At 33.9% G+C, this 20,898-nt stretch carries 19 protein-coding genes and 2 tRNA genes; 11 read left to right on the forward strand and 10 right to left on the reverse strand.

From position 1 onward, the window contains the following. The first annotated feature begins 42 nt into the window (after positions 1 to 42). Both ACNFIH_RS09505 and ACNFIH_RS09510 read left to right on the forward strand, forming a co-directional pair. A complete protein-coding gene (locus ACNFIH_RS09505) occupies positions 43 to 1,464 on the forward strand; it encodes an aldehyde dehydrogenase family protein (protein WP_426486428.1) in 1,422 nt (473 codons plus the stop codon). 62 nt (positions 1,465 to 1,526) lie between these two features. Beyond that, positions 1,527 to 2,333, forward strand: a complete 807-nt coding sequence (locus ACNFIH_RS09510; protein WP_426486429.1) for a helix-turn-helix domain-containing protein — start codon at positions 1,527 to 1,529, stop codon at positions 2,331 to 2,333. Positions 2,334 to 2,391: 58 nt separating this feature from the next. Here ACNFIH_RS09510 and ACNFIH_RS09515 read toward each other — a convergent pair. Together ACNFIH_RS09515 and ACNFIH_RS09520 are read right to left on the reverse strand one after the other, a co-directional pair. Next, positions 2,392 to 2,462 (reverse strand) — tRNA-Gln (locus ACNFIH_RS09515). A gap of 109 nt (positions 2,463 to 2,571) precedes the next feature. After that, positions 2,572 to 2,642, reverse strand: a tRNA-Gln gene (locus ACNFIH_RS09520). 245 nt (positions 2,643 to 2,887) lie between these two features. On the opposite strand from ACNFIH_RS09520, the gene ACNFIH_RS09525 reads away from it, so the two are divergent. Both ACNFIH_RS09525 and ACNFIH_RS09530 read left to right on the forward strand, forming a co-directional pair. After that, positions 2,888 to 6,169: a glycosyltransferase family 117 protein gene (locus tag ACNFIH_RS09525; RefSeq protein ID WP_426486430.1), complete on the forward strand. Its 3,282-nt coding sequence runs from the start codon at positions 2,888 to 2,890 to the stop codon at positions 6,167 to 6,169. A 97-nt stretch (positions 6,170 to 6,266) separates the two neighbouring features. After that, positions 6,267 to 6,905 carry a polysaccharide deacetylase family protein gene (locus ACNFIH_RS09530; RefSeq protein ID WP_426486431.1) on the forward strand — a complete coding sequence of 213 codons (639 nt, stop codon included), beginning with the start codon at positions 6,267 to 6,269 and terminating at the stop codon, positions 6,903 to 6,905. 24 nt (positions 6,906 to 6,929) lie between these two features. Here the strand turns inward: ACNFIH_RS09530 and ACNFIH_RS09535 are convergent, their stop codons facing one another. The 7 genes from ACNFIH_RS09535 to ACNFIH_RS09565 form a co-directional block, all read right to left on the reverse strand. Further along, the gene (locus ACNFIH_RS09535; protein WP_026728605.1) at positions 6,930 to 7,232 is read right to left on the reverse strand and encodes a thioredoxin family protein; all 303 of its coding nucleotides are present in this window, start codon (positions 7,230 to 7,232) and stop codon (positions 6,930 to 6,932) included. A 73-nt stretch (positions 7,233 to 7,305) separates the two neighbouring features. Further along, positions 7,306 to 8,541, reverse strand: a complete 1,236-nt coding sequence (locus ACNFIH_RS09540) for a metallophosphoesterase (protein WP_426486432.1) — start codon at positions 8,539 to 8,541, stop codon at positions 7,306 to 7,308. A 180-nt stretch (positions 8,542 to 8,721) separates the two neighbouring features. After that, complete coding sequence (locus ACNFIH_RS09545; RefSeq protein ID WP_035645306.1) at positions 8,722 to 8,907, reverse strand: hypothetical protein; 186 nt, start codon at positions 8,905 to 8,907, stop codon at positions 8,722 to 8,724. A 108-nt stretch (positions 8,908 to 9,015) separates the two neighbouring features. Then, a complete protein-coding gene (locus tag ACNFIH_RS09550) occupies positions 9,016 to 10,353 on the reverse strand; it encodes a sensor histidine kinase (RefSeq protein ID WP_426486433.1) in 1,338 nt (445 codons plus the stop codon). A 10-nt stretch (positions 10,354 to 10,363) separates the two neighbouring features. Beyond that, positions 10,364 to 11,038, reverse strand: coding sequence for a response regulator transcription factor (locus ACNFIH_RS09555; protein ID WP_426486434.1), 675 nt, complete (start codon positions 11,036 to 11,038; stop codon positions 10,364 to 10,366). Between the two features lie 191 nt (positions 11,039 to 11,229). Next, on the reverse strand, positions 11,230 to 11,418 hold the full coding sequence (locus ACNFIH_RS09560) for a hypothetical protein (protein WP_035645311.1): 189 nt from the start codon (positions 11,416 to 11,418) through the stop codon (positions 11,230 to 11,232). A gap of 49 nt (positions 11,419 to 11,467) precedes the next feature. Then, positions 11,468 to 11,665 carry a hypothetical protein gene (locus ACNFIH_RS09565; RefSeq protein WP_426486435.1) on the reverse strand — a complete coding sequence of 66 codons (198 nt, stop codon included), beginning with the start codon at positions 11,663 to 11,665 and terminating at the stop codon, positions 11,468 to 11,470. A gap of 312 nt (positions 11,666 to 11,977) precedes the next feature. On the opposite strand from ACNFIH_RS09565, the gene polA reads away from it, so the two are divergent. Continuing rightward, a complete protein-coding gene (polA, locus tag ACNFIH_RS09570; protein WP_426486436.1) occupies positions 11,978 to 14,818 on the forward strand; it encodes a DNA polymerase I in 2,841 nt (946 codons plus the stop codon). A 65-nt stretch (positions 14,819 to 14,883) separates the two neighbouring features. Here the strand turns inward: polA and ACNFIH_RS09575 are convergent, their stop codons facing one another. Continuing rightward, positions 14,884 to 15,912 carry a LacI family DNA-binding transcriptional regulator gene (locus tag ACNFIH_RS09575; protein ID WP_426486437.1) on the reverse strand — a complete coding sequence of 343 codons (1,029 nt, stop codon included), beginning with the start codon at positions 15,910 to 15,912 and terminating at the stop codon, positions 14,884 to 14,886. A 195-nt stretch (positions 15,913 to 16,107) separates the two neighbouring features. Between ACNFIH_RS09575 and ACNFIH_RS09580 the strand changes: the two genes are divergently transcribed. From ACNFIH_RS09580 to tsf, 6 genes are all read left to right on the forward strand, one after another. Next, positions 16,108 to 16,854 carry a ferritin-like domain-containing protein gene (locus tag ACNFIH_RS09580; protein ID WP_426486438.1) on the forward strand — a complete coding sequence of 249 codons (747 nt, stop codon included), beginning with the start codon at positions 16,108 to 16,110 and terminating at the stop codon, positions 16,852 to 16,854. Between the two features lie 26 nt (positions 16,855 to 16,880). After that, entirely contained in the window at positions 16,881 to 17,693 is an 813-nt protein-coding gene (locus ACNFIH_RS09585; RefSeq protein WP_426486439.1) for a ferritin-like domain-containing protein, read from the forward strand. A gap of 194 nt (positions 17,694 to 17,887) precedes the next feature. Further along, a complete protein-coding gene (gene rplM, locus ACNFIH_RS09590) occupies positions 17,888 to 18,343 on the forward strand; it encodes a 50S ribosomal protein L13 (RefSeq protein ID WP_035645324.1) in 456 nt (151 codons plus the stop codon). Continuing rightward, positions 18,343 to 18,729: a 30S ribosomal protein S9 gene (rpsI, locus tag ACNFIH_RS09595; protein ID WP_035645327.1), complete on the forward strand. Its 387-nt coding sequence runs from the start codon at positions 18,343 to 18,345 to the stop codon at positions 18,727 to 18,729. Before rplM ends, rpsI begins: the two co-directional genes overlap by 1 nt. 176 nt (positions 18,730 to 18,905) lie before the next feature. Then, complete coding sequence (gene rpsB / locus ACNFIH_RS09600; protein ID WP_035645329.1) at positions 18,906 to 19,670, forward strand: 30S ribosomal protein S2; 765 nt, start codon at positions 18,906 to 18,908, stop codon at positions 19,668 to 19,670. 138 nt (positions 19,671 to 19,808) lie between these two features. Beyond that, a complete protein-coding gene (tsf, locus tag ACNFIH_RS09605) occupies positions 19,809 to 20,771 on the forward strand; it encodes a translation elongation factor Ts (protein WP_426486440.1) in 963 nt (320 codons plus the stop codon). Positions 20,772 to 20,898: the final 127 nt, after the last annotated feature.

Consider the following 20,898-nt stretch of genomic DNA (forward strand, 5'->3'; position numbering starts at 1 on the left):
ATCCTGAAATTTGTCAAATAAAAATTCATTAAATCTTACAACATGAAAACAATAGACAAAATTTACATTAATGGGGAATTTGTTTCTCCAAAAGGAACTGAATATTTCAATCTAATTAGCCCAACAACAAATGAACAACTAGGAAAAGTTCTTTTAGGAAACACAGAGGACACGCAAAATGCAATAAAAGCCGCTAAAAATGCTTTTAAAACTTTCTCCAAAACTACAACTTCAGAAAGAATCCAATATTTAAAAAACATAAAAACCGCTGTCGAAAAAAGAAAAACAGACTTCATCAACATAATGATTGAAGAATACGGAGGCACATTTCAATTTGCATCAGTAAGCTACGAGTACATGCTTAAAGGTTTTGACTCAGCAATCAATTTATTAAACTCTTATGATTTTATTAAAACCATGGGCGAATCTGAAGTTCAAATGACCCCAATTGGCGTAGTTGGCATCATTATTCCATGGAATTCAAGCAATGGTTTTATCAGTAGTAAATTATCTACCGTCATAGTTGCCGGATGCACAACCGTTATAAAACCAAGCGAAATGAGCGCGCAACAAACACAATTAATGATGGAATGCCTACATGACGCAAATCTCCCAAAAGGATTAGTCAACATTGTTAACGGATTAGGAGAAGTTGTAGGCGCTGAAATAAGCCGCAATCCTGATATTGCAAAAATCTCTTTTACCGGTTCAACAACTGTTGGGAAAATTATAGCAAAAGAAGCTGTCGACACAATGAAACGAGTTACTTTGGAACTTGGAGGAAAATCGCCAAATATCATTTTAGATGATGCTGATTTCTCAAAAGCCATTCCACTTGCCATAAGCGCCGCTTTTATGAATAACGGCCAAGCCTGTATTGCCGGGACAAGATTACTAATCCCAGAAAGCAAACTAGACGAAACAAAACTAATCATCAAAGAAACCCTAACAAACATCGAAGTTGGCGACCCAAAAAACAACACTACAGCCGTAGGACCAATGGTCAGCACAAAACAATTTCAGCGCGTTCAGGACTATATTCAAATTGGAATCAATGAAGGTGCCGAAATTCTAGCTGGCGGATTAGGAAAACCAGAAGGCCTAGAAAATGGAAACTTTGTAAAACCAACTGTTTTCATCAATGCAAACAATCAAATGCGCATTGCACGAGAAGAAATATTTGGTCCCGTTTTAACCGTCATCACTTATAAAACAGATGAAGAAGCAATTGAAATTGCCAATGACACTACTTATGGCCTGCAAGCTTATGTAAGTTCAGCCAACAACGAAAGAGCACACAAAATCGCTTCACAAATTAATGCCGGAAGAGTTCAAATAAATGGAATTGGCCACGACCCAATGGCTCCTTTTGGCGGATTCAAACAATCTGGCATAGGCCGAGAATTTGGAACAATCGGACTCGAAGCTTATCTAGAACCAAAGGCATTAATCCAACCAAAATAATCATTTGAGATCCGGACTCTTTTCACAAAAAGATTTTCCGGATCTTTTAGTATTTTTACAATATGACTACAAAAGCAAATCCAAAACCCAAAATACTTTACTCCTGCTATTACGCACGCAGCCGAGAAGGAGAACATTTTATTCCGGAACATGTTTTTAGCTATCAAATTTCAGGCGAAATGATTGCTTCTGATAGCAAAAACACTTACCATACAAAAGCTGGAGATTTTCGATTCAGCAAAAGAAATCATTTAGCAAAATTCACTAAGATTCCACCAGAAGAAGGGGAGTTCAAAACAATATCACTTTTTTTAGATCAGGAAATACTTCGCGAAGTAAGCAAAGAATACGATTTTAAAATAACAAAAAAAGCAGATACCGAAGCCATGATTACTCTTGCTCCAAATCCGCTTTACAAATCTTTCATGGAATCATTGATTTCTTACCTTGAAATTGAACAAGAAAATAATGAAGCTTTATTTAATTTAAAAATAAAAGAAGCCGTCCATCTTTTATTAAAAGTAAACCCAGAATTAAAAGATATTTTATTCGACTTTAATGAACCCGGAAAAATTGACATCGAAGCTTTTATGAACAAAAATTTTCATTTTAATGTTCACCTGCATCGTTTTGCTTATCTAACAGGACGAAGTTTAGCAACATTTAAAAGAGATTTTCAAAAAACATTTCAACAAACGCCTGGAAAATGGCTATTAAACAAAAGACTTCAGGAAGCCTATTATTTAATTAGTCAAGGAAATCCGCCATCAGAAGTCTATATTGGCGTTGGTTTTGAGGATTTATCCCATTTTTCATTTTCATTTAAAAAGAAATTCGGAATAGCACCTTCGTCTTTAAAAGAAAAGTAAAAACCTTTATTTCAATTTATTGCATAAAAAAAGCCTCTCATTTCTGAGAGGCTTTATGTTGGTCTACTAGGACTCGAACCTAGAAAGACGGCACCAAAAACCGTAGTGTTACCATTACACCATAGACCAGCAGTGCGGTTAAGCGGGTGCAAAATTAAAACTTTATTTAATTTATGCAAATTTTTTAAGAAATCTTTTTTAAATAAAAAAAGCCTCTCATTTCTGAGAGGCTTTTCTGTTGGTCTACTAGGACTCGAACCTAGAAAGACGGCACCAAAAACCGTAGTGTTACCATTACACCATAGACCAGCAGTGCGGTTAAGCGAGTGCAAATTTAAGGCTTTATTTAGTTTCTGCAAACTTTTTGCTCAAAAAAAATCACTTTTTTGCTTTTTTCCCATTTAAAAAAACGTATCACTACCAGAAGCACCTCATAAACAACATATTACTTTTCAAACATAGATTTATAGAATTTTTTGTTAATGCTCGTTTCTTTACATAAAAAAACATTTTCTTTGTAGGATAGAAAACATACAAAATTTTAACACCTAAATATGGCACAATTCAATTTCAATAAATGGAATACAATTATTGGTTGGTTTGCATTTGCAATCGCTTTAATTACCTACACATTAACTGTCGAACCTACAATGAGCTTTTGGGATTGTGGCGAATATATTGCCACAGCAGCTAAACTTGAAGTTGGCCACCCACCAGGAGCACCTTTATTCCAGATGATGGGCGCTTTTTTTGCCATGTTTGCCATAGATGCACAACATGTTGCGGTAATGGTTAATATGATGTCTGTTTTTTCTAGCGCATTTACAATCTTATTTATGTTTTGGTCTTCTTCTATGATTTTGAAAAAAATTGTAGCACGTTTTGCCGAAATTGATCAAAACAATTCAGTTGTTATTTTAGGAAGTTCCTTTGTTGGAGCATTAGCTTATACTTTCTCTGATAGTTTTTGGTTTAATGCAGTTGAAGCCGAAGTTTATGCAATGGCTTCTTTATTAATTGCATTGCTTTTCTGGCTTGGCCTTCGTTGGGAACAAGACATGGACAAACCAAAAGGAAACAAATGGCTTTTGTTAATTTCATTAGTTGTCGGACTTTCATTTGGTGTGCACTTTATGGCACTATTGACAATTCCTTCAATAGGTTTTCTATACTATTTTAAACACTACGAAAAAGTTACCATAAAAAACTTCTTGATTGCTAACGTAGTTGTTATTGGAATCTTATTATTCATTTTTAAATTATTACTGCCTTTGACTATGGCATTTTTTGGTAAAACCGAAATATACATGGTTAACAGTTTAGGACTTCCTTTCAATTCAGGAACCATTTTTGTGGCATTGCTTTTTATCGCTTTCTTTTATTTTGGTTTAAAATTCACCAAACAAAAAGGTCTAATTTTTTACAACACTATTATTCTTTGTATTTTATTCATCCTGATTGGTTTCTCTACTTGGATGATGCTTCCTGTCCGCGCAAATGCAAATACAGTAATTAACGAAAATAAGCCATCAGATGCTATTGAAGTTTTAGCTTATTATAATCGTGAACAATATGGTGTGAATCCTTTATTTTACGGCCCGCAATACACCGAATTTTTTGCTGGTCTTGATGAGAAAACACCTTATTTAGACAAAAAACCAAACTACGAAAGAGATTACAAAACAGGTAAATATATCATTACCAATAATTATAAAAACGCAGATCAAAACTCTGATGACAATCAAAAAACGATTCTGCCAAGAATGTGGAGCACCGAAATGGGTCACATTCAAAACTATATCAACTTTACAAATCCGCCTAAATTCAAAATCAACCCAAATTACAATTACGAAGAAGATTTAGGAGAATACGGGATTGACGTAAGCCAATTAAGTGAAGATGAATACAATAAAGCCACAGCTCAATTAAGAAATGAAGTTGAAAAAACGGTTTCTGAGTTCAGAAAAGCATATGCTCAAAAACAAATTGACAACGAAGGTTATGTAAAATTCTTAAAGAGCTATGGAAAATACTTAACAATTGAGAAACCAACAACTGTAGATAATTTCAGTTTTATGTTCGAATATCAATTTGGATATATGTACTGGAGATACTTGATGTGGAATTTTGTTGGACGTCAAAGTGATGTTCAAGGAAAGTATGATAATTTAGATGGAAACTGGATCAGCGGAATCAAACCACTTGATTCTGTGCATTTAGGTTCTCAAGATAATCTTCCATCAGATGTTTTAAACAATAAAGGTCGAAATGTTTACTACTTTCTTCCTTTTATCTTAGGTCTTATCGGAATAATGTATCACGCAAACAAAGACCTTAAAAGCTTTTACGTGCTTTTAGCATTATTCTTATTTACTGGAATTGCCTTAAAAATTTACTTGAACGAAAGGCCATTTGAACCTCGCGAGAGAGATTATGCGCTTGTAGGATCATTTTATGTTTTTGCGATTTGGATTGGTTTTGGAGTTTACTCTTTATATGAAAGTATTCAAAAATATATTGCACCAAAAATTGCCGGACCAGTAATTATTGCTGGAAGTTTATTAGCTGCTCCTATTTTAATGGCTTCTCAAAACTGGGATGACCACGACAGATCAGGAAGATATACAGCGGTTGCAATGGCAAAAGCGTACTTAAGTTCTTGCGATAAAGATGCTATTCTCTTTACTATTGGTGATAACGATACATTCCCTCTTTGGTATGCTAAGGAAATTGAGCATTTTAGAACCGATGTGAAAATCGTAAATACAAGTTTATTCATGACGGATTGGTACATTGACCAAATGAAAGCCAAAGCATATGAATCTGATCCATTGCCAATATCTTTCACACATGATGATTATGTGGGAGATAAATTGGATTATGTTGCTCATATTCAAAAAATAGACACTAGATGGAACATCACTGATTTTATCAATTTTATTAAAAATCCAAAATCAACTGTTGGCCTTCAAAATGGTCAAACAATTCATTTTTATCCAACAAATAAAATCAGAGTTCCTGTTGATAAAAATATTATTATTAAAAATAAGGTCGTAAATCCAAAATACAATGACTCTATTGTTCCTTATTTAGATATTGACATCAAAGGAAGCGCATTGTACAAAAACCGTTTAATGATGCTTGATATCTTGGCTAATAACAATTGGAAACGTCCTATTTATTTCAGCGGAGGTGCATTTGACGATGAAGATTACTTATGGTTAAAAGATTATTTGCAATTAGACGGAATGGTTTACAAATTAGTTCCTGTTAAAAATGTTCCTTCAAAAGATGGCGGACCAATGGATATGGGACAAATTGATGCCGATAAAATGTACGATATCGTAATGAAATGGGACTGGGGCAATAGTGAAAGTGATAAAATCTATCACGATCCTGAAACCAGAAGAAATAGCATTACTTACCGCACTAACCTATCTCGTTTAATGGATCAGCTTATTGCTGAAGGCAAAATTGACAAAGCTAAAAATGTTATCAATTTAGCAATGACAAAACTGCCATTGGATAAATTTGGTTATTATTCATTAGTAGAACCTTTTACAAATGGATATTACAAAGTAGGAGAAACTGCAAAAGCACAGGATTTGCTTAATAAGCTTGTAAAAAAATACAATGAAAACCTAAACTATTACGCAACATTGCCTCCTGGCGATCAAACTGATCTTGCAATGGATATTATTACTGATATCGAGCGTTACAGAAGTCTTTTACAAGTAATGAAGCACAATCACGATGAAGCTTTTTATGAAAAACACAAAAAGACTTTCAATACGTATGTAAATGTCTTCGAACGTTTTGGACGTGAAAAAGAATAATAATATACGAAAAATATACTAATTAAAAAAATGCAGTGCTGTTAGATAAATAGCACTGCATTTTTTAATTTTACAGTATATGTAAATCCATTTCAAAATGAGCTTTTATTGGGTAAAAACAAATTCTTTTATCAAAAGGGTATTTTCTAAATATTGTTGGGATATTCCAAACAAGGAAAAGAAAATATACCTCACTTTTGATGACGGCCCTACGCCAGAAATCACAGACTGGGTTTTATCTGAATTGAAAAAATTTGATGCAAAAGCCACTTTCTTCTGTATTGGAAAAAATATAAATGCAAACTCAACTTTATTCGAAAGGCTAATTGCCGAAGGACATGCCATTGGAAACCATACCATGAACCATATTAATGGATGGAAAAGCCAAACTAATGATTATATTGAAAATGTAAAAAACTGTGCTTCGATTTTAGCAAATGAAAAAAAACTGAACAGCTTATTATTTCGTCCTCCATACGGAAAAATAAAAAAAGCACAGTCTAAAATTCTGCGAAATCTTGGTTATAAAATAGTAATGTGGGATGTTTTAAGCGCCGATTTTGACCAATCAATCACGCCTGAAAAATGTCTTGAGAATGTGACTAAAAATGTAACTTCGGGAAGCGTCATTGTTTTTCATGACAGTATTAAAGCATCACAAAATTTAAAATTTGCTTTACCTAAAACTTTACATTTTTTAAAAGAAAATGGATATGCTTTTGATGTTATTCATTAAAAAACAACATCAACAAAAGTTTTATTATTGATTAAATTGCTCTTGAACAATTCCTATTATTGTATTCGCATCAAGTTCTCCTGATTGTCTCCAAATCATTTGACCTTCTTTATAAATCATAAGTGTCGGAAGTCCTTTAATACGAAGAGCCTCAGCTAGTTCCTGATTCTTATCTACATCAATTTTGATTACTTTGGCTTTATCACCAAGTGCAGCCGCAACATCTTTAATTACAGGATGCATTGATACTGACGATTCATTCCAATCTGTGTAAAAGTCAATTAACACAGGGACTTGAGCATTTATTAGTTCTCCAAATTTTGACATAAAACCAAAAATTTAAATTTTTTAATTTACTACAAAGAGGCAAATATTCTACAAATGTAGCATTTTTAACGAATTAAGCCACATTCTTGCCCTTTTTTAGTTCTATCACTGTTATTTCAGGCATAATACCAACTCGGCCTGGATAAGCATGAAAACCAAATCCGCGGTTAACATAAACATATCTTCCGGCTGTTTCGTACAAGCCCGCCCACTGTTTGTAAATGTATTGTGCCAAACTCCATTTAAAATAACCTGGAATTTCGATTCCAAACTGCATTCCATGTGTATGTCCTGCCAATGTCAAATGGAAGTTTTTAGGATGATCTTTAATTTCGGCATCCCAATGGCTTGGATCGTGACTCATTAAGACTTTAAAATCCTCTTTCGCTACATTTTGAGAAGCTTTATTTAAATCGCCGGCTTTCTTGAAATTAACGCCCCAGTTCTCTACTCCAACTAAAGCAATTTTATCATCGCCTTTTTGAATGTATGTATGTTCATTCAATAACAATTTGAATCCTATTTGGCCATAAAGACTCTTGATTTCCTGGAAGTTTTCATCTTTTTCTTTTTCTGATGGCCAAGTCACATATTCGCCATAATCGTGATTTCCTAAAACTGAAAATTTACCGTATTTATAATTTTTAATTCGGCTAAAAGTTTCTAGCCACGGATGCATCTCTTTTGCATGTGTATTTACGATATCTCCGGTAAATAAAATCATATCTGATTCTTGTTCATTGATCAAATCAATGGCGTAATTTATCTTTTCGGGATTGTCAAAACTTCCGCTGTGAACGTCTGAAATCTGAGTAATTTTGAAACCATCAAAAGCATCTGGAAGATCTGGAAAAAAGATCGTTTGCTTAATGACTTTAAAGTTATATTTTCCTTCAAAAATTCCATATATCAAAGATAAAAAAGGAACTGCTGCCAATCCTAATGCAATCTGGCTGATAAACTTTCTTCTATCTGGCATCATTTCTTTTCTCGGAGCATTATACATGAAATAATTCAAAAGACTGGCGCCAATTCTAAAAATGTCTTCACCAAACATTACTAACGTAAGAACAATTTTTGGAACATAAACCAACAACATTAGCCCCATTGTAAACATGGTTTGCTTGGTTTGTCCTACTGAGCGGTCAAATTGAGTAAATGAATAAATGATAAATGCTAAAAGCAGGAAACTTATAATCTGATAACTTATTAAAGCCCATCTTACTTTGATAAGGGTTCGGAAAGCTTGATAGGAATAAAATTCAATAAACAGAAAAAGGGCACAAAGAATTACAAAACGAAGGATCATTAGTTTTAGTTTTAAGCAAAGTAACAAAGAATGAAAATTTTATTGCTTTTTATTATCAAAAATTTAACTCAAAAATAAAGAACAAAAAGCTGGCAGATTTCTCTGCCAGCTTTTTCTCTACCAAATTTTTTAAAACCTTTTATAAACCAAAACAACGTTTGCTGAGCAAACTTGTGCTTTTTATTTTTGAGTTTTTGCGGCTTCTGGCTTAGCTGCCTCTGCTTTTTTAGCTTTTTTATCCGCTTTTTTCTCTTTTTTAGGAGCTTTTGCTTCTTTTGCTGGAGCGGTTTGAGCTGGAGTTGTTTGAGCGTTTACCATAGCCACTGTTCCTAGAACAGCTACTGCTAACATTATTACTTTTTTCATAATTAAAATTTTTTGCTGATTTGTTAATTACTTCATTATTATACTTCAAAGATAAAATCACAAAATGAAGATTAAATGAAGATTAAACCTGTTAGAAAAAATTAACTTTTAATTGTGTTTTACAGCTTCCGGAAGCACTAATGTGAAGGTTGTTCCTTCATTTATTTTTGAAACAACTTTGATTTCGATGTGGTGAAAAGAGGCAATACTTTCAGCAATAGCAAGTCCCAAGCCTTGACCTTCCTGATCTGAATTGATTCTGGCAAATCGGTTAAATATTTTTTCCAAATGAGCTTCACTCATTCCCAATCCTGAATCGGCAATTGAAATAAAATAACGTTCTTTTTCAAATCCATCTGAAATTATAATATTTCCTTTTGGGCGATTATACTTTATGGCATTGGTTACCAAATTATAAATCAAAATATGAATCAGTGTTTTATTTCCGATAAAAACATAATCAAACTCCATCTGATTTACAAAATCAATTTCACGATCCTCCATACGATCCTGAAAATCTTCCTGCAGATCATCTATAATTTCATGAAAATTAATATTCTCGGTTGCTTCATACTGATTGTTTTCAATTCGGGAAATCAAAAGCAAATTATTGATGATTTTTTTCAGCATATCCAGCGTCTTCAATGAACCTGCAATTTTATCAACAGCATTATCATCTAGAGAATCATTCTGAAGTAAGTTTTCAAATTTGTTTTTCAGTAGCGCAATTGGTGTTAACAATTCGTGTGAAACATTAGAAATAAATTGTTTTTCTTTTTTGAAAAGCTCGGAGATTCGATCCATCATTTGATTCAAAACCAAATCTAATTCTCTAAAATCTCTGGAATTTGCTTTTATCGGAGTATGATCAAAAGCTTCCGGTTCGTTAACGCGCCTTATTTTTGTATCGATTATTTTATAAAAAGGTTTCAGCAGATATTCAATATAAACGGTATCTGCCAAAAAAGTAACCAGCAAAATAACAACCAAAACAATAATTATAAAAAATCGGATAATAAAAGTAAGGTCATTTACTTCACTCAAACTACTCCCTATTTCCAGTTGATAACCCTGATTTTCGTAGGTAAAATGATATTGCAGAATTCTATATTCATTTTCTTCTCCTTCAATAATTCTGTATTCATTCGTAAAAATCGCTTTTTTATCTTTTTCTTTTACTCGGATTTTAGATAACACTAAGAATTCACTGTGAAGTGTAGAAAATTGAGAATACGTTTCGGTTGAATCATCGGCATTTTGAATAAAATCGTCAATTTCTTTTTTATTCAAATGATCAATAAATTTTTTCTTTTTTTCAACCAAACCATTGTTAATGTGTCGATAAACAACATTTTCAACTAAAATAGGCAGCATTAACCATAAAATCAAAATCACCAACAATCGTGTCAGTGCATTAAAAATAGCTAACTGATGTTTTATCTTCACAAATTTATTTTTATTCGTTTATACGATAACCTACATTTCGAACGGTTTCAAACCAATCTATAGATCGATGTTTGTCTAATTTTTTTCGAAGATTTCGAACATGAACATCTATAAAATTGGAATCGGAATTAACTTCAAGAATATCGCCCCAAATATGTTCCGTTAACTGAAGTCGAGTGATAACTCTGTTTTTATTCAAAACCAAATACTGAAAAATATCAAATTCTTTTTTAGTCAGACTAAGTGGTATCTCATTATAACTGACTTTATAATCCTGCAATTGAAGCAAAAAACCGTGAATGCTTAAATTATTTAATGTGAAACCATGAATTCTGCGAATCACGGCAAACAATCTGGCACTAAGTTCTGTCAATGCAAAAGGTTTTGTCAAATAATCATCGGCACCTAAATGAAGACCATTTATTCTGTCGTCTAATTCTCCTCGGGCTGTGAGAACAATTACAGCCATTTTTGATTGTGTTTTTCGTACGGCTTTCAAAACCTCAAAACCGTCTCCGTCTGGCAAGCCAAGATCAAGCAGCATGGCATCATAATCATTACTGCTAACTTCTTCCAAAGCATCATTACAACTATGGGCAATTTTACAGACATAACCCGCATTGCACAGAAAATCATAAACTTCTACTGCAAGCTCTCTATTATCTTCAACAATTAAAATATTCATAAAAACAGCTATTAAGCGCAATTAAATTTAAGCAATTTTAAAAAATCCTGTTACGCATTATTAAAAAATTAACGAATAAAAAAAGCTGATAAATTTCTTCATCAGCCTTTCCAACCGCATTCTCCATAATCATTATTCCTGTTTTGTTTTTGTTTACCATGATAAAAAACAAAACTCAAACAATCTTTATTTTACTTTTTTGCAGCTTCTGCTTTTGGAGCTTCACTTTTTTCTGATTTTTCTTTTTTACCAGATTTGTGATTATGGTGTTTAGTTGCTTTTACCTCTTTTGCCGGTGCAGCCTGAGTTGGTGCAGTTTGAGCATTTACCATTGCACTTGTTCCTAAAATCAATACTGCGGCCATCAATAAATTTTTCATGATTTCTAATTTTTTAAATTAATGTTTTTATTCTCTTAAATTCTTTTTCTTATTTTTTTACTTTTGTTGTCTCTGCTTTTGGAGCTTCAGTTTTTTCTGATTTCGCTTTTTTATCAGATTTGTGTTTCGGGTGTTTTGTTGCAGTAACTTCTTTGGCTGGAACTGTTTTACCATCTTTTGCAGGAAACGCATGAACCATTGCGCTTGTTCCTAAAACTGCTACTAATAACATCAATAAATTTCTCATGATTTCTAAGATTTAAAAATTAATTACCTTTTATTTTACAGATCAAAATTACCTCTGCAAAATGAAGCCAAAATGAAGAAATCCCTGAATAAAAATTTTTAACTTGATATTAACTTTTGCTGTTTTTCTATCATATATGTAGAGGCGCACAGCAGTGCGTCTCCGCATATGAGATAGACGCACTGCTGTGCGCCTCTACAATGCGCGTTTCTATAAAAATGAACTTACATAACTTATATAGTGGAAAAAAAATCTTGAGAGTCTAATTTTTGAGACCTCAATTGTTTATTTTTACAGACTAATATTTTTTATATGTCAACTCAAAAACGCCTTTTTCTTCTAGATGCTTACGCATTAATTTTCCGTGGTTATTATGCTTTTATAAAAAACCCGAGAATCAACTCAAAAGGAATGGATACATCTGCAATTATGGGTTTTATGAACTCGCTTCTGGATGTTATCAAAAGAGAAAAACCAGACCACTTGGCCGTTGCTTTTGACAAAGGCGGAAGTCAGCTACGAAATGAAATATTTCCAGAATACAAAGCCAATCGTGATGTAACGCCTGAAGCTATAAAAATTGCAGTACCTTATATATGCGAATTGCTAAAAGCAATGCACATTCCGATTATTGAAGTTGAAGGTTTTGAAGCCGACGATTTGATTGGAACTATTGCCAAACAAGCAGAAAAACAGAATTACAAAGTTTTTATGGTAACGCCCGATAAAGATTTTGCTCAGTTAGTTTCTGAAAATATCTTTATGTACAAACCGGCCCGAATGGGTAACGGAATCGAAATATGGGGTGTTCCTGAAGTTTTGGCAAAATTTGAAATCGACAGACCAGAACAAGTAATTGATTTTCTTGGAATGATGGGCGATGCTGCCGATAATATTCCTGGACTTCCCGGAGTTGGAGAAGTTACAGCCAAAAAACTTTTGAAAGAATTTGGTACAATGGAAAACCTTTTGGCAAATACTGACAAGCTAAAAGGCAAAATGAAAGAAAACATTGAAGCGAATAAAGAAAAAGGTCTTCTTTCTAAAACATTGGCAACTATATTATTAGACTGTCCGGTAACTTTTGATGAAACTGATTACGAATTAACACGTCCGGATATTGAAAAAACGGATGCTATTTTTCAGGAATTAGAATTCAGAAGAATGGCAGAACAGTTTGACAATTTATTCAAAACAGACGGAACTCAAACTGCAGCTCCAGAAGTTTCTGATGCTAAATTGTACAAAAAACCACAACCTAAAAATGACGATCAATTTGATCTTTTTGGAAGCGCTTCCGCAGATGAAAATGCCGAAACTCCAAGAACTTCTTTTTACAATACATTATTAGATACACCTCACTCCTACCAGATTATCCAAGGAGATTTGGGTGTAAAATTGCTTTTGCAGAATTTACAAAACCAGACTTCGGTTTGTTTTGATACCGAAACAACTGGAATTGATGCTTTGCATGCAGAATTAGTAGGAATGTCTTTTGCTTTTGAAAAAGGAAAAGCATATTACGTTCCGTTTCCGGAAAGTCAGAAAGAAGCTCAAGTTTTAGTCGATAAATTTGTTCCATTTTTTGAAAATGAAAACATCGAAAAAATTGGACAGAATTTAAAATACGATCTAAAAATCCTTGCTAATTATGGAGTTACCGTAAAAGGAAAGCTTTTTGACACTATGATTGCGCATTATTTAATCAATCCAGATATGCGTCATAATATGGATATTTTGGCCGAAACATATTTGAAATATTCTCCAAAATCAATTGAAGACTTGATTGGAAAAAAAGGAAAAAATCAGCTTTCTATGCGCGATGTTCCTTTAGAAGACATCAAAGAATATGCTGCCGAAGATGCTGATATTACTTTACAATTAAAAGAAATCTTCACGACCGAATTAGACAAAACCGAAACCAAAAAGTTATTTGATGAAATCGAAATTCCATTAGTAAGCGTTTTGGCCGCAATGGAAACCGAAGGAATTCGTTTGGATGTTGATTTCTTAAAAGGAATGTCATCTGAAATGGATGTCGAAATCAAATCTTTGGAACAGCAAATTTATGAAACTGCTGGGGAGAAATTCAATTTAGCTTCTCCAAAGCAGTTGGGAGATATTTTATTTGACAAAATGAAAATTGGCGGTGCCAAACAAAAGAAAACCAAAACCGGACAATATGCAACCGGAGAAGAAGTCTTGACTTATTTGGCCAATGACAATCCGATTGTAAAACAAATTCTGGACTGGCGCCAAATGGTGAAATTGCAAAGCACTTATATTTTGGCTTTGCCAGAACAAGTAGACAAAAAAACATTGCGTGTTCATACCGATTATATGCAAACAGTTGCTGCAACAGGACGTTTGAGCTCCAATAATCCTAACTTGCAAAACATTCCAATTCGTACCGAAAGAGGACGCCAGATTCGTAAAGCTTTTGTTGCACGCGATGAAAATCACACTTTAATCTCTGCCGATTACTCGCAAATTGAATTACGAATTATTGCTGCTTTAAGCGGTGAAGAAAATATGATTAAGGCTTTCCAGGATGGAGAAGACATCCATAAAGCAACAGCTGCGAAAGTATTTAATGTAGCTTTAGATGAAGTTTCACGTGAACAAAGAAGCAATGCCAAAACAGTAAACTTCGGAATTATATATGGTGTTTCTGCTTTTGGTTTGAGTAGTCAAACTTCATTGTCAAGAAGCGAAAGCGCCGCTTTGATCGAAGCGTATTATAAAACCTATCCGAGATTAAGATCATATATTAATGAGCAAATAGAATTTGCACGCGAAAAAGGATATGTACAAACTATTTTAGGAAGACGTCGTTATTTAAAAGATATTAATTCAGCAAATGCTGTAGTAAGAAGTGCCGCCGAACGAAATGCAGTAAATGCACCAATTCAGGGAAGTGCTGCCGATGTGATCAAAATTGCGATGATCAACATTCATAAAAAATTACAAGACGAAAACTGGAAATCTAAAATGTTACTTCAAGTACATGATGAGCTTGTGTTCGATGTTCATAATGATGAACTCGAAAAAATTCAGCCAATGATCAAACATGAAATGGAAAATGCTTTTAAAATGGCAGTTCCGTTGGAAGTTGAACTTGGCTTGGGTAAAGATTGGTTAGAAGCGCATTAATTTTTTGATTTTCTAATAACATTAAAGCATAAAAAAACCACCAGAACAAACTGGTGGTTTTTTAATTATTTTACTTTTCTAGTCGATTCTCTTTCTTTCAAAACTGTCTTGATAACGATTGTTTCATAATCTGAAGTTTCTTCTTCGCTTTCTTCCAATCTTTTGATTAATCGTTTTGCGGCAACTTCACCAATTTCGATTCCGTGCTGGCTTACTGTTGTCAAACTTGGAGACAAACGTCTTGAAGCTAAAATTCCGTCAGCAAAACCAATAATTGAAATATCTTCAGGAACTCTGTATCCTTTTTTCAAACTCACTCTTAAAGCAGCAACCGAATCATTTTCATCTAAAGCAAAAATTGCATCTACTTTATTATCAAAAATAGCATCGATTTTAGCTTTCATATCATCTTCAGAATCAGTTCGAAGAATGATATTTTCATTAACCGGAATATTATTGTCTTTTAAAGCTTTCAAATATCCATCAGCTCTTAATTTTCCAACACTTAAATTATCGACTGACGAAATCAGTGCAATATTTTTACATCCTAAATTAATTAAATGCTGTGTTGAGTTTAAAGCAGAGTCAAAATCATCAACCACAACTTTATCACAATCAACTTCATCAGCAATACGGTCGAACATTACAATTGGAGTTCCGTCATTAATAATTTCTGAAAAGTGATTGTAATCCTGAAGCTTTTGTGCTTCTTCAGAAACTGAAAGAATAAAACCATCAATAGTTCCGTTGCTCAACATTTCAAGCGTATGAATTTCTTTTTCCAAAGATTCATTAGAAATACAAGTAATTACATTATATCCTTTTTTGTCGGCTACTTTTTCGATTCCACTAAAAACTTTAGCAAAAAAAGAGTTCAATATATTAGGTATAATTACACCAATAGTTTTGGTTTTTCTATTCTTTAAATTCAGACCAATAACATTCGGTTTATAATTTTTGAGTTTGGCATACTCCTTAATCTTCACCTTCGTCTGCTCACTAATTTCCGGACTATCGTTCAATGCTTTAGACACTGTAGACACAGAAACACCTAGTTCTTTCGCAATTTGTTTAAGAGTTGCTTTAGCTTTCATCTATTAAAATTTTATGTAATTAATACAAATATAGTAGAATTACCTAAAATAAAACAAAAAAGCCCTACCACTTATTAAAAATATAAGGTCTTTTGAAAATAAAAGCAAGATAACACTGATTTTTAAAACCGTATCTCCTTAAATCTCGTTAATACTCTAATATACGCTTTATTAACCTTATAAAAGACCTTGATTATGAAAAACGAAGTTAAAATTCATGAAGTTGACCCTTCACTGAATAACAGAAGGAGCTTTCTAAAGCTCAGTGGCTTAACGCTAGTTAGTGCAGGTTTGGTTCTGGCTGGCTGCAGCAACAATGATGATGATAACGATATGCAGGATAATACCCTGCCAGGCATAAAGAATGGAGTGTTTGATTTAGGTTCAGGAGACTTTGGCGTATTAACGTACGCATATGCACTTGAGCAATTAGAAGCCGACTTTTACACGAAAGTCGTAAACGCCTCAAACTTTAATTCTACTTTTAATGATATTGAACGTCAGGTTTTAACCGATTTATATCATCACGAAGTAATTCACAGAGATTTTTTCAAAGCCGTTTTGACTGGAGCACTTCCAGATCCTAGCTCACAACTGCTTCCCTCCTTGGCATTTAACTATGGCTCCATGAATTTCAATAGCCGTAACGATGTTCTTGCTACTGCAAAAGCACTGGAAGACACGGGAGTTGCAGCATACAACGGTGCTGGAAAACTAATTAAAAGCGCCGATTATTTATTATTAGCCGGAAAAATTGTTTCTGTTGAAGCGAGACATGCCTCAGCAATAAGAAGCTTGATCAACCCTAATTCTAAAGATTTTGCAGGTGACGATATTGTAAATACATCAACAGGATTAGATGTTGCAAAAGATCCTTCCAAAATTCTGCCAATTGCTGGAGGATTTATTACTACAAAATTTACTGCCAACTATTTACCTTAATCTTAACTAGCTAAAACTTAGAAATTATGAATATTTTAAAATTTATAGAAACCTTTACTGATGATAGTTTAATGGCAAGAACCGGCTCAAGAAGAGACAGTTTTAATCAGTTTGGAAATATAGGAAGAAACCTGGCATTGGCATCAATCCCATTCGGATTATCAGCAATGGCAAACAAAGCGCTTGCAAAAGACATTACTGCAACACCAGCAACTCCTATTGGAGCATTACAATTTGCACTGACTTTAGAATATCTTGAAAACGAATTTTACGCTATGGCATTAGATTCTGGAGTAATTCCCGCTTCTGAAAATGGCGGACGCGATTTGAAAGTTTTTCAGCAAATCGCAGATCACGAAGCCGATCACGTAAAATTCTTAATTGCAGGATTGGGCGGAACAATGAGTCCAAACTTTGTTGCAAAACCTACTTTTGATTTTACCGTTGGAGGCGCATTTGATCCTTTTCATGATTATCCAACCTTTTTAGCATTAGCGCAGGCTTTTGAAGATACAGGCGTTAGAGCTTACAAAGGTCAAGCTGCGAATTTAATTTCAACTCCCGATTTATTGACAGCTGCATTGCAAATTCATTCTGTCGAAGCTCGACATGCATCTGAAGTTCGACGCTTGCGCGGATTAAAAGGCTGGATTTCAAATGCCGAAAGAGGTGCAGGAATGCCAGCAGCCACACAGGCCGTTTATGATGGTGAAGGTGTCACTATGCAGGCCGGCTACAATACTGCCAGTTTGTTTGGAGCGGCCGCAGGATCAGAAGCTTATGACGAACCGCTGAATACACAACAAGTTGTTGACATTGCCAATTTATTTATTGTTTAACACAAAAAAAGTCAAAATATTGAACCACCTTCGCGTTATTGTGAAGGTGGTTTTTTTTTAATGATTTAAATACAAAACTGAGAGCCTGATTTTCAGGATATAAAATATTCTTTTCAGGTATTTGGTTTTAAAATAATTAATTGTACTTTTGCATCCCCTTTATTGGGGATGGAATGTTTAATTAAAATAATATTATGGACGCATTAAGCTACAAAACAGTTTCAGCTAGCAAAGCCACTGTAACTAAAGAGTGGATTGTTGTTGACGCTGAAGGTCATAACTTAGGACGTCTTGCTTCTAAAGTTGCAATGATTTTAAGAGGTAAGTACAAGCCAAGTTACACACCGCACGTTGACTGTGGAGATAACGTAATTGTTATCAACTCAGAGAAAATTAACCTTACAGGTACAAAAATGAATGACAAAATTTACATGCGTCATACAGGTTACCCAGGAGGACAAAGAACTTTAACTGCTAAAGTATTGCAATCTAAAAACCCTGCATTATTAGTAGAAAAAGCTGTAAAAGGAATGTTACCTAAAAACAAATTAGGAGCTGAACTTTTTAGAAATCTAAATGTTGTTGTAGGTGCTGAGCATACTCACGGAGCTCAAAAACCTAGAACTGTTAACCTAAATGATCTTAAGTAATGGGAGTTATTCACAAAATCGGTAGAAGAAAAACCGCTGTTGCACGTGTATACGTTTCTGAGGGAACTGGAAACATCACTGTAAACAAAAAAGAATTCGCAACTTACTTTCCAACTGCAACTTTACAATACAAAGTTTTACAACCGCTTTCTATGACAGAAAACGCTGGTAACTTTGATGTAAAAGTAAACGTTTACGGAGGTGGTACAACTGGTCAGGCAGAAGCTGTAAGAATGGCATTAGCACGCGTAATGTGTGAAGTTAACGCTGAAAACAGAGGAATCCTTAAACCAGAAGGTTTATTAACAAGAGACCCAAGAATGGTTGAACGTAAGAAATTCGGTCAGAAGAAAGCTCGTAAGAGATTCCAGTTCTCTAAACGTTAATATTACCTGTCTTGTTCAGATGGAACAAGACATTATCAATTATTTATTGAAATTAAAAAACACAGTTATTGTTGCTCTCCTATCGAGGTAGGATATAGTTTAGCATCTAAATGTATAAAGCCAGAGAAATCGCCATTTATACATTGCTAATCAACAGAACGTAAACTAGTACAAAAATGGCAAACAAAATAGAAGTAAAAGAATTACTAGAAGCAGGTGTTCACTTCGGACACATGACTAGAAAATGGGACCCAAACATGGCTCCTTACATTTATATGGAGCGTAATGGTATTCACATTATCAATCTATATAAAACTGCAGCTAAAATTGAAGAGGCTAATGAAGCTTTGAAAAAAATCGCTGCATCAGGTAGAAAAATCTTATTCGTAGCTACCAAAAAACAAGCAAAAGACATCGTTGCTGATAAAGCAAAAGCTGCAAACATGCCTTACATCACTGAAAGATGGCCAGGTGGAATGCTAACTAACTTTGTAACTATCAGAAAGGCAGTTAAAAAAATGTCTTCTATTGATAAAATGAAGAAAGATGGTACTTTCATGACGTTATCTAAAAAAGAGCGTTTGCAAGTTGATCGTCTACGTGCTAAATTAGAGAAAAACTTAGGTTCAATCGCTGACATGTCTAGACTACCAGCTGCATTGTTCGTAGTAGATATCAAAGCTGAACACATCGCAATAAAAGAAGCTCAAAAATTAAACATTCCAGTTTTCGCAATGGTTGATACGAATTCTGACCCAAGAGAGGTTGATTACGTGATTCCTGCAAATGATGACGCTTCTAAATCAATTGACAAAATTTTATCTTTAGTGACTACTGCAGTAATCGAAGGTCTTTCTGACAGAGGTGCTGAAAAAGAAGTTGAAGCTGCTGAAGAAGCTCCTGCTGTTGAGGCTGAAGCTGCTCCTGCAACTGAAGAATAAATCAAATTTTAAATTCCAAATTTTAAATTCCAAATTCCAAATACAAAATTAAAAACGTTATGTTGATAATTTAATAAAATTGGAGTTTGGGATTTAGAAGATGGAATTTTTACTTTTAACATTAAAATTCAAAATATTATGGCAACAATTACTGCTGCAGACGTAAATAAATTAAGACAATCTACAGGTGCCGGAATGATGGACTGTAAAAAAGCTTTAGTTGAAGCTGAAGGAGATTTCGATAAAGCTATACAAATCCTTAGAGAAAAAGGACAAAAAGTTGCTGCTAACCGTTCTGACCGTGAGTCTGCTGAAGGAGCTGCTGTTTCTTTTATCAATGCTGACAATACTAAAGGAGCTATCATCACTTTAAACTGTGAAACTGACTTCGTAGGTAAAAATGAAGCTTTCGTTGCTTTAGCTAAAGATTTAGTTGAAAGAGCTATCAACTTCTCTTCTAAAGAAGAATTCTTAGCTTCTGATTTCAACGGAATCACTGTTGCTGAAAAATTAATCGAACAAACAGGTGTTATCGGTGAGAAAATCGAAATCGGTGGTTTTGAAATCTTAGAAGGTGCTTTCGTTGGATCTTATGTTCACGTTAACAAAATTGCTGCTTTAACTGCAATTTCTGCTGCAATTCCTAACGCTGACGTTTTAACTAAAGATGTTTCTATGCAAGTTGCTTCTATGGGAGCTGATACATTATCTTACAAAGATTTTGATCCTGCTTTCGTTGAATCTGAACTTGCTGCTCGTATTGCTGTAATCGAAAAAGACAATGAAGAAGCAAAACGTTTAGGAAAAACTTTGAAAAATGTTCCTAAATACATCTCTTTCTCTCAATTAACTCCTGAAGTTATCAAACAAGCTGAAGAAGATGCTAAAGCTGAATTAAAAGCTGAAGGTAAACCAGAGCAAATCTGGGACAAAATCCTTCCAGGAAAAGTGCAACGTTTCATCTCTGACAACACTACTTTAGATCAAGAGAAAGCTTTATTAGATCAAAACTTCATTAAAGATGATAGCAAAAAAGTTGGTGATTATGTTAAAGGATTCAATGTTGAAATCACTGGTTTCAAAAGAGTTACTTTAGGTTAATCCAATTCTTTTTTGATATTTTAAATATCATTACTTTATTATATAAGCCCATTTGTTTGACACAAATGGGCTTTTTTTATGGATAATTGTTTTAGATGGTACAAAAAAAGACTGCCATTTCTGACAG

The organism is Flavobacterium sp. 2, from assembly GCF_049949195.1.
GTDB lineage: Bacteria > Bacteroidota > Bacteroidia > Flavobacteriales > Flavobacteriaceae > Flavobacterium.

What these genes read in the sequence shown, in the direction of transcription:
- ACNFIH_RS09560 (WP_035645311.1), bottom strand. Translation starts at nt 11,418, where the DNA reads ATGAAAAATTTATTGATGGCCGCAGTATTGATTTTAGGAACAAGTGCA.
- ACNFIH_RS09555 (WP_426486434.1), bottom strand. Translation starts at nt 11,038, where the DNA reads ATGAATATTTTAATTGTTGAAGATAATAGAGAGCTTGCAGTAGAAGTT.
- rpsB (WP_035645329.1), top strand. Translation starts at nt 18,906, where the DNA reads ATGGCAAACAAAATAGAAGTAAAAGAATTACTAGAAGCAGGTGTTCAC.
- ACNFIH_RS09505 (WP_426486428.1), top strand. Translation starts at nt 43, where the DNA reads ATGAAAACAATAGACAAAATTTACATTAATGGGGAATTTGTTTCTCCA.
- ACNFIH_RS09585 (WP_426486439.1), top strand. Translation starts at nt 16,881, where the DNA reads ATGAATATTTTAAAATTTATAGAAACCTTTACTGATGATAGTTTAATG.
- rpsI (WP_035645327.1), top strand. Translation starts at nt 18,343, where the DNA reads ATGGGAGTTATTCACAAAATCGGTAGAAGAAAAACCGCTGTTGCACGT.
- ACNFIH_RS09545 (WP_035645306.1), bottom strand. Translation starts at nt 8,907, where the DNA reads ATGAAAAAAGTAATAATGTTAGCAGTAGCTGTTCTAGGAACAGTGGCT.
- ACNFIH_RS09530 (WP_426486431.1), top strand. Translation starts at nt 6,267, where the DNA reads ATGAGCTTTTATTGGGTAAAAACAAATTCTTTTATCAAAAGGGTATTT.
- tsf (WP_426486440.1), top strand. Translation starts at nt 19,809, where the DNA reads ATGGCAACAATTACTGCTGCAGACGTAAATAAATTAAGACAATCTACA.
- ACNFIH_RS09525 (WP_426486430.1), top strand. Translation starts at nt 2,888, where the DNA reads ATGGCACAATTCAATTTCAATAAATGGAATACAATTATTGGTTGGTTT.
- ACNFIH_RS09580 (WP_426486438.1), top strand. Translation starts at nt 16,108, where the DNA reads ATGAAAAACGAAGTTAAAATTCATGAAGTTGACCCTTCACTGAATAAC.
- ACNFIH_RS09575 (WP_426486437.1), bottom strand. Translation starts at nt 15,912, where the DNA reads ATGAAAGCTAAAGCAACTCTTAAACAAATTGCGAAAGAACTAGGTGTT.
- ACNFIH_RS09510 (WP_426486429.1), top strand. Translation starts at nt 1,527, where the DNA reads ATGACTACAAAAGCAAATCCAAAACCCAAAATACTTTACTCCTGCTAT.
- ACNFIH_RS09565 (WP_426486435.1), bottom strand. Translation starts at nt 11,665, where the DNA reads ATGAGAAATTTATTGATGTTATTAGTAGCAGTTTTAGGAACAAGCGCA.
- rplM (WP_035645324.1), top strand. Translation starts at nt 17,888, where the DNA reads ATGGACGCATTAAGCTACAAAACAGTTTCAGCTAGCAAAGCCACTGTA.
- ACNFIH_RS09540 (WP_426486432.1), bottom strand. Translation starts at nt 8,541, where the DNA reads ATGATCCTTCGTTTTGTAATTCTTTGTGCCCTTTTTCTGTTTATTGAA.
- polA (WP_426486436.1), top strand. Translation starts at nt 11,978, where the DNA reads ATGTCAACTCAAAAACGCCTTTTTCTTCTAGATGCTTACGCATTAATT.
- ACNFIH_RS09535 (WP_026728605.1), bottom strand. Translation starts at nt 7,232, where the DNA reads ATGTCAAAATTTGGAGAACTAATAAATGCTCAAGTCCCTGTGTTAATT.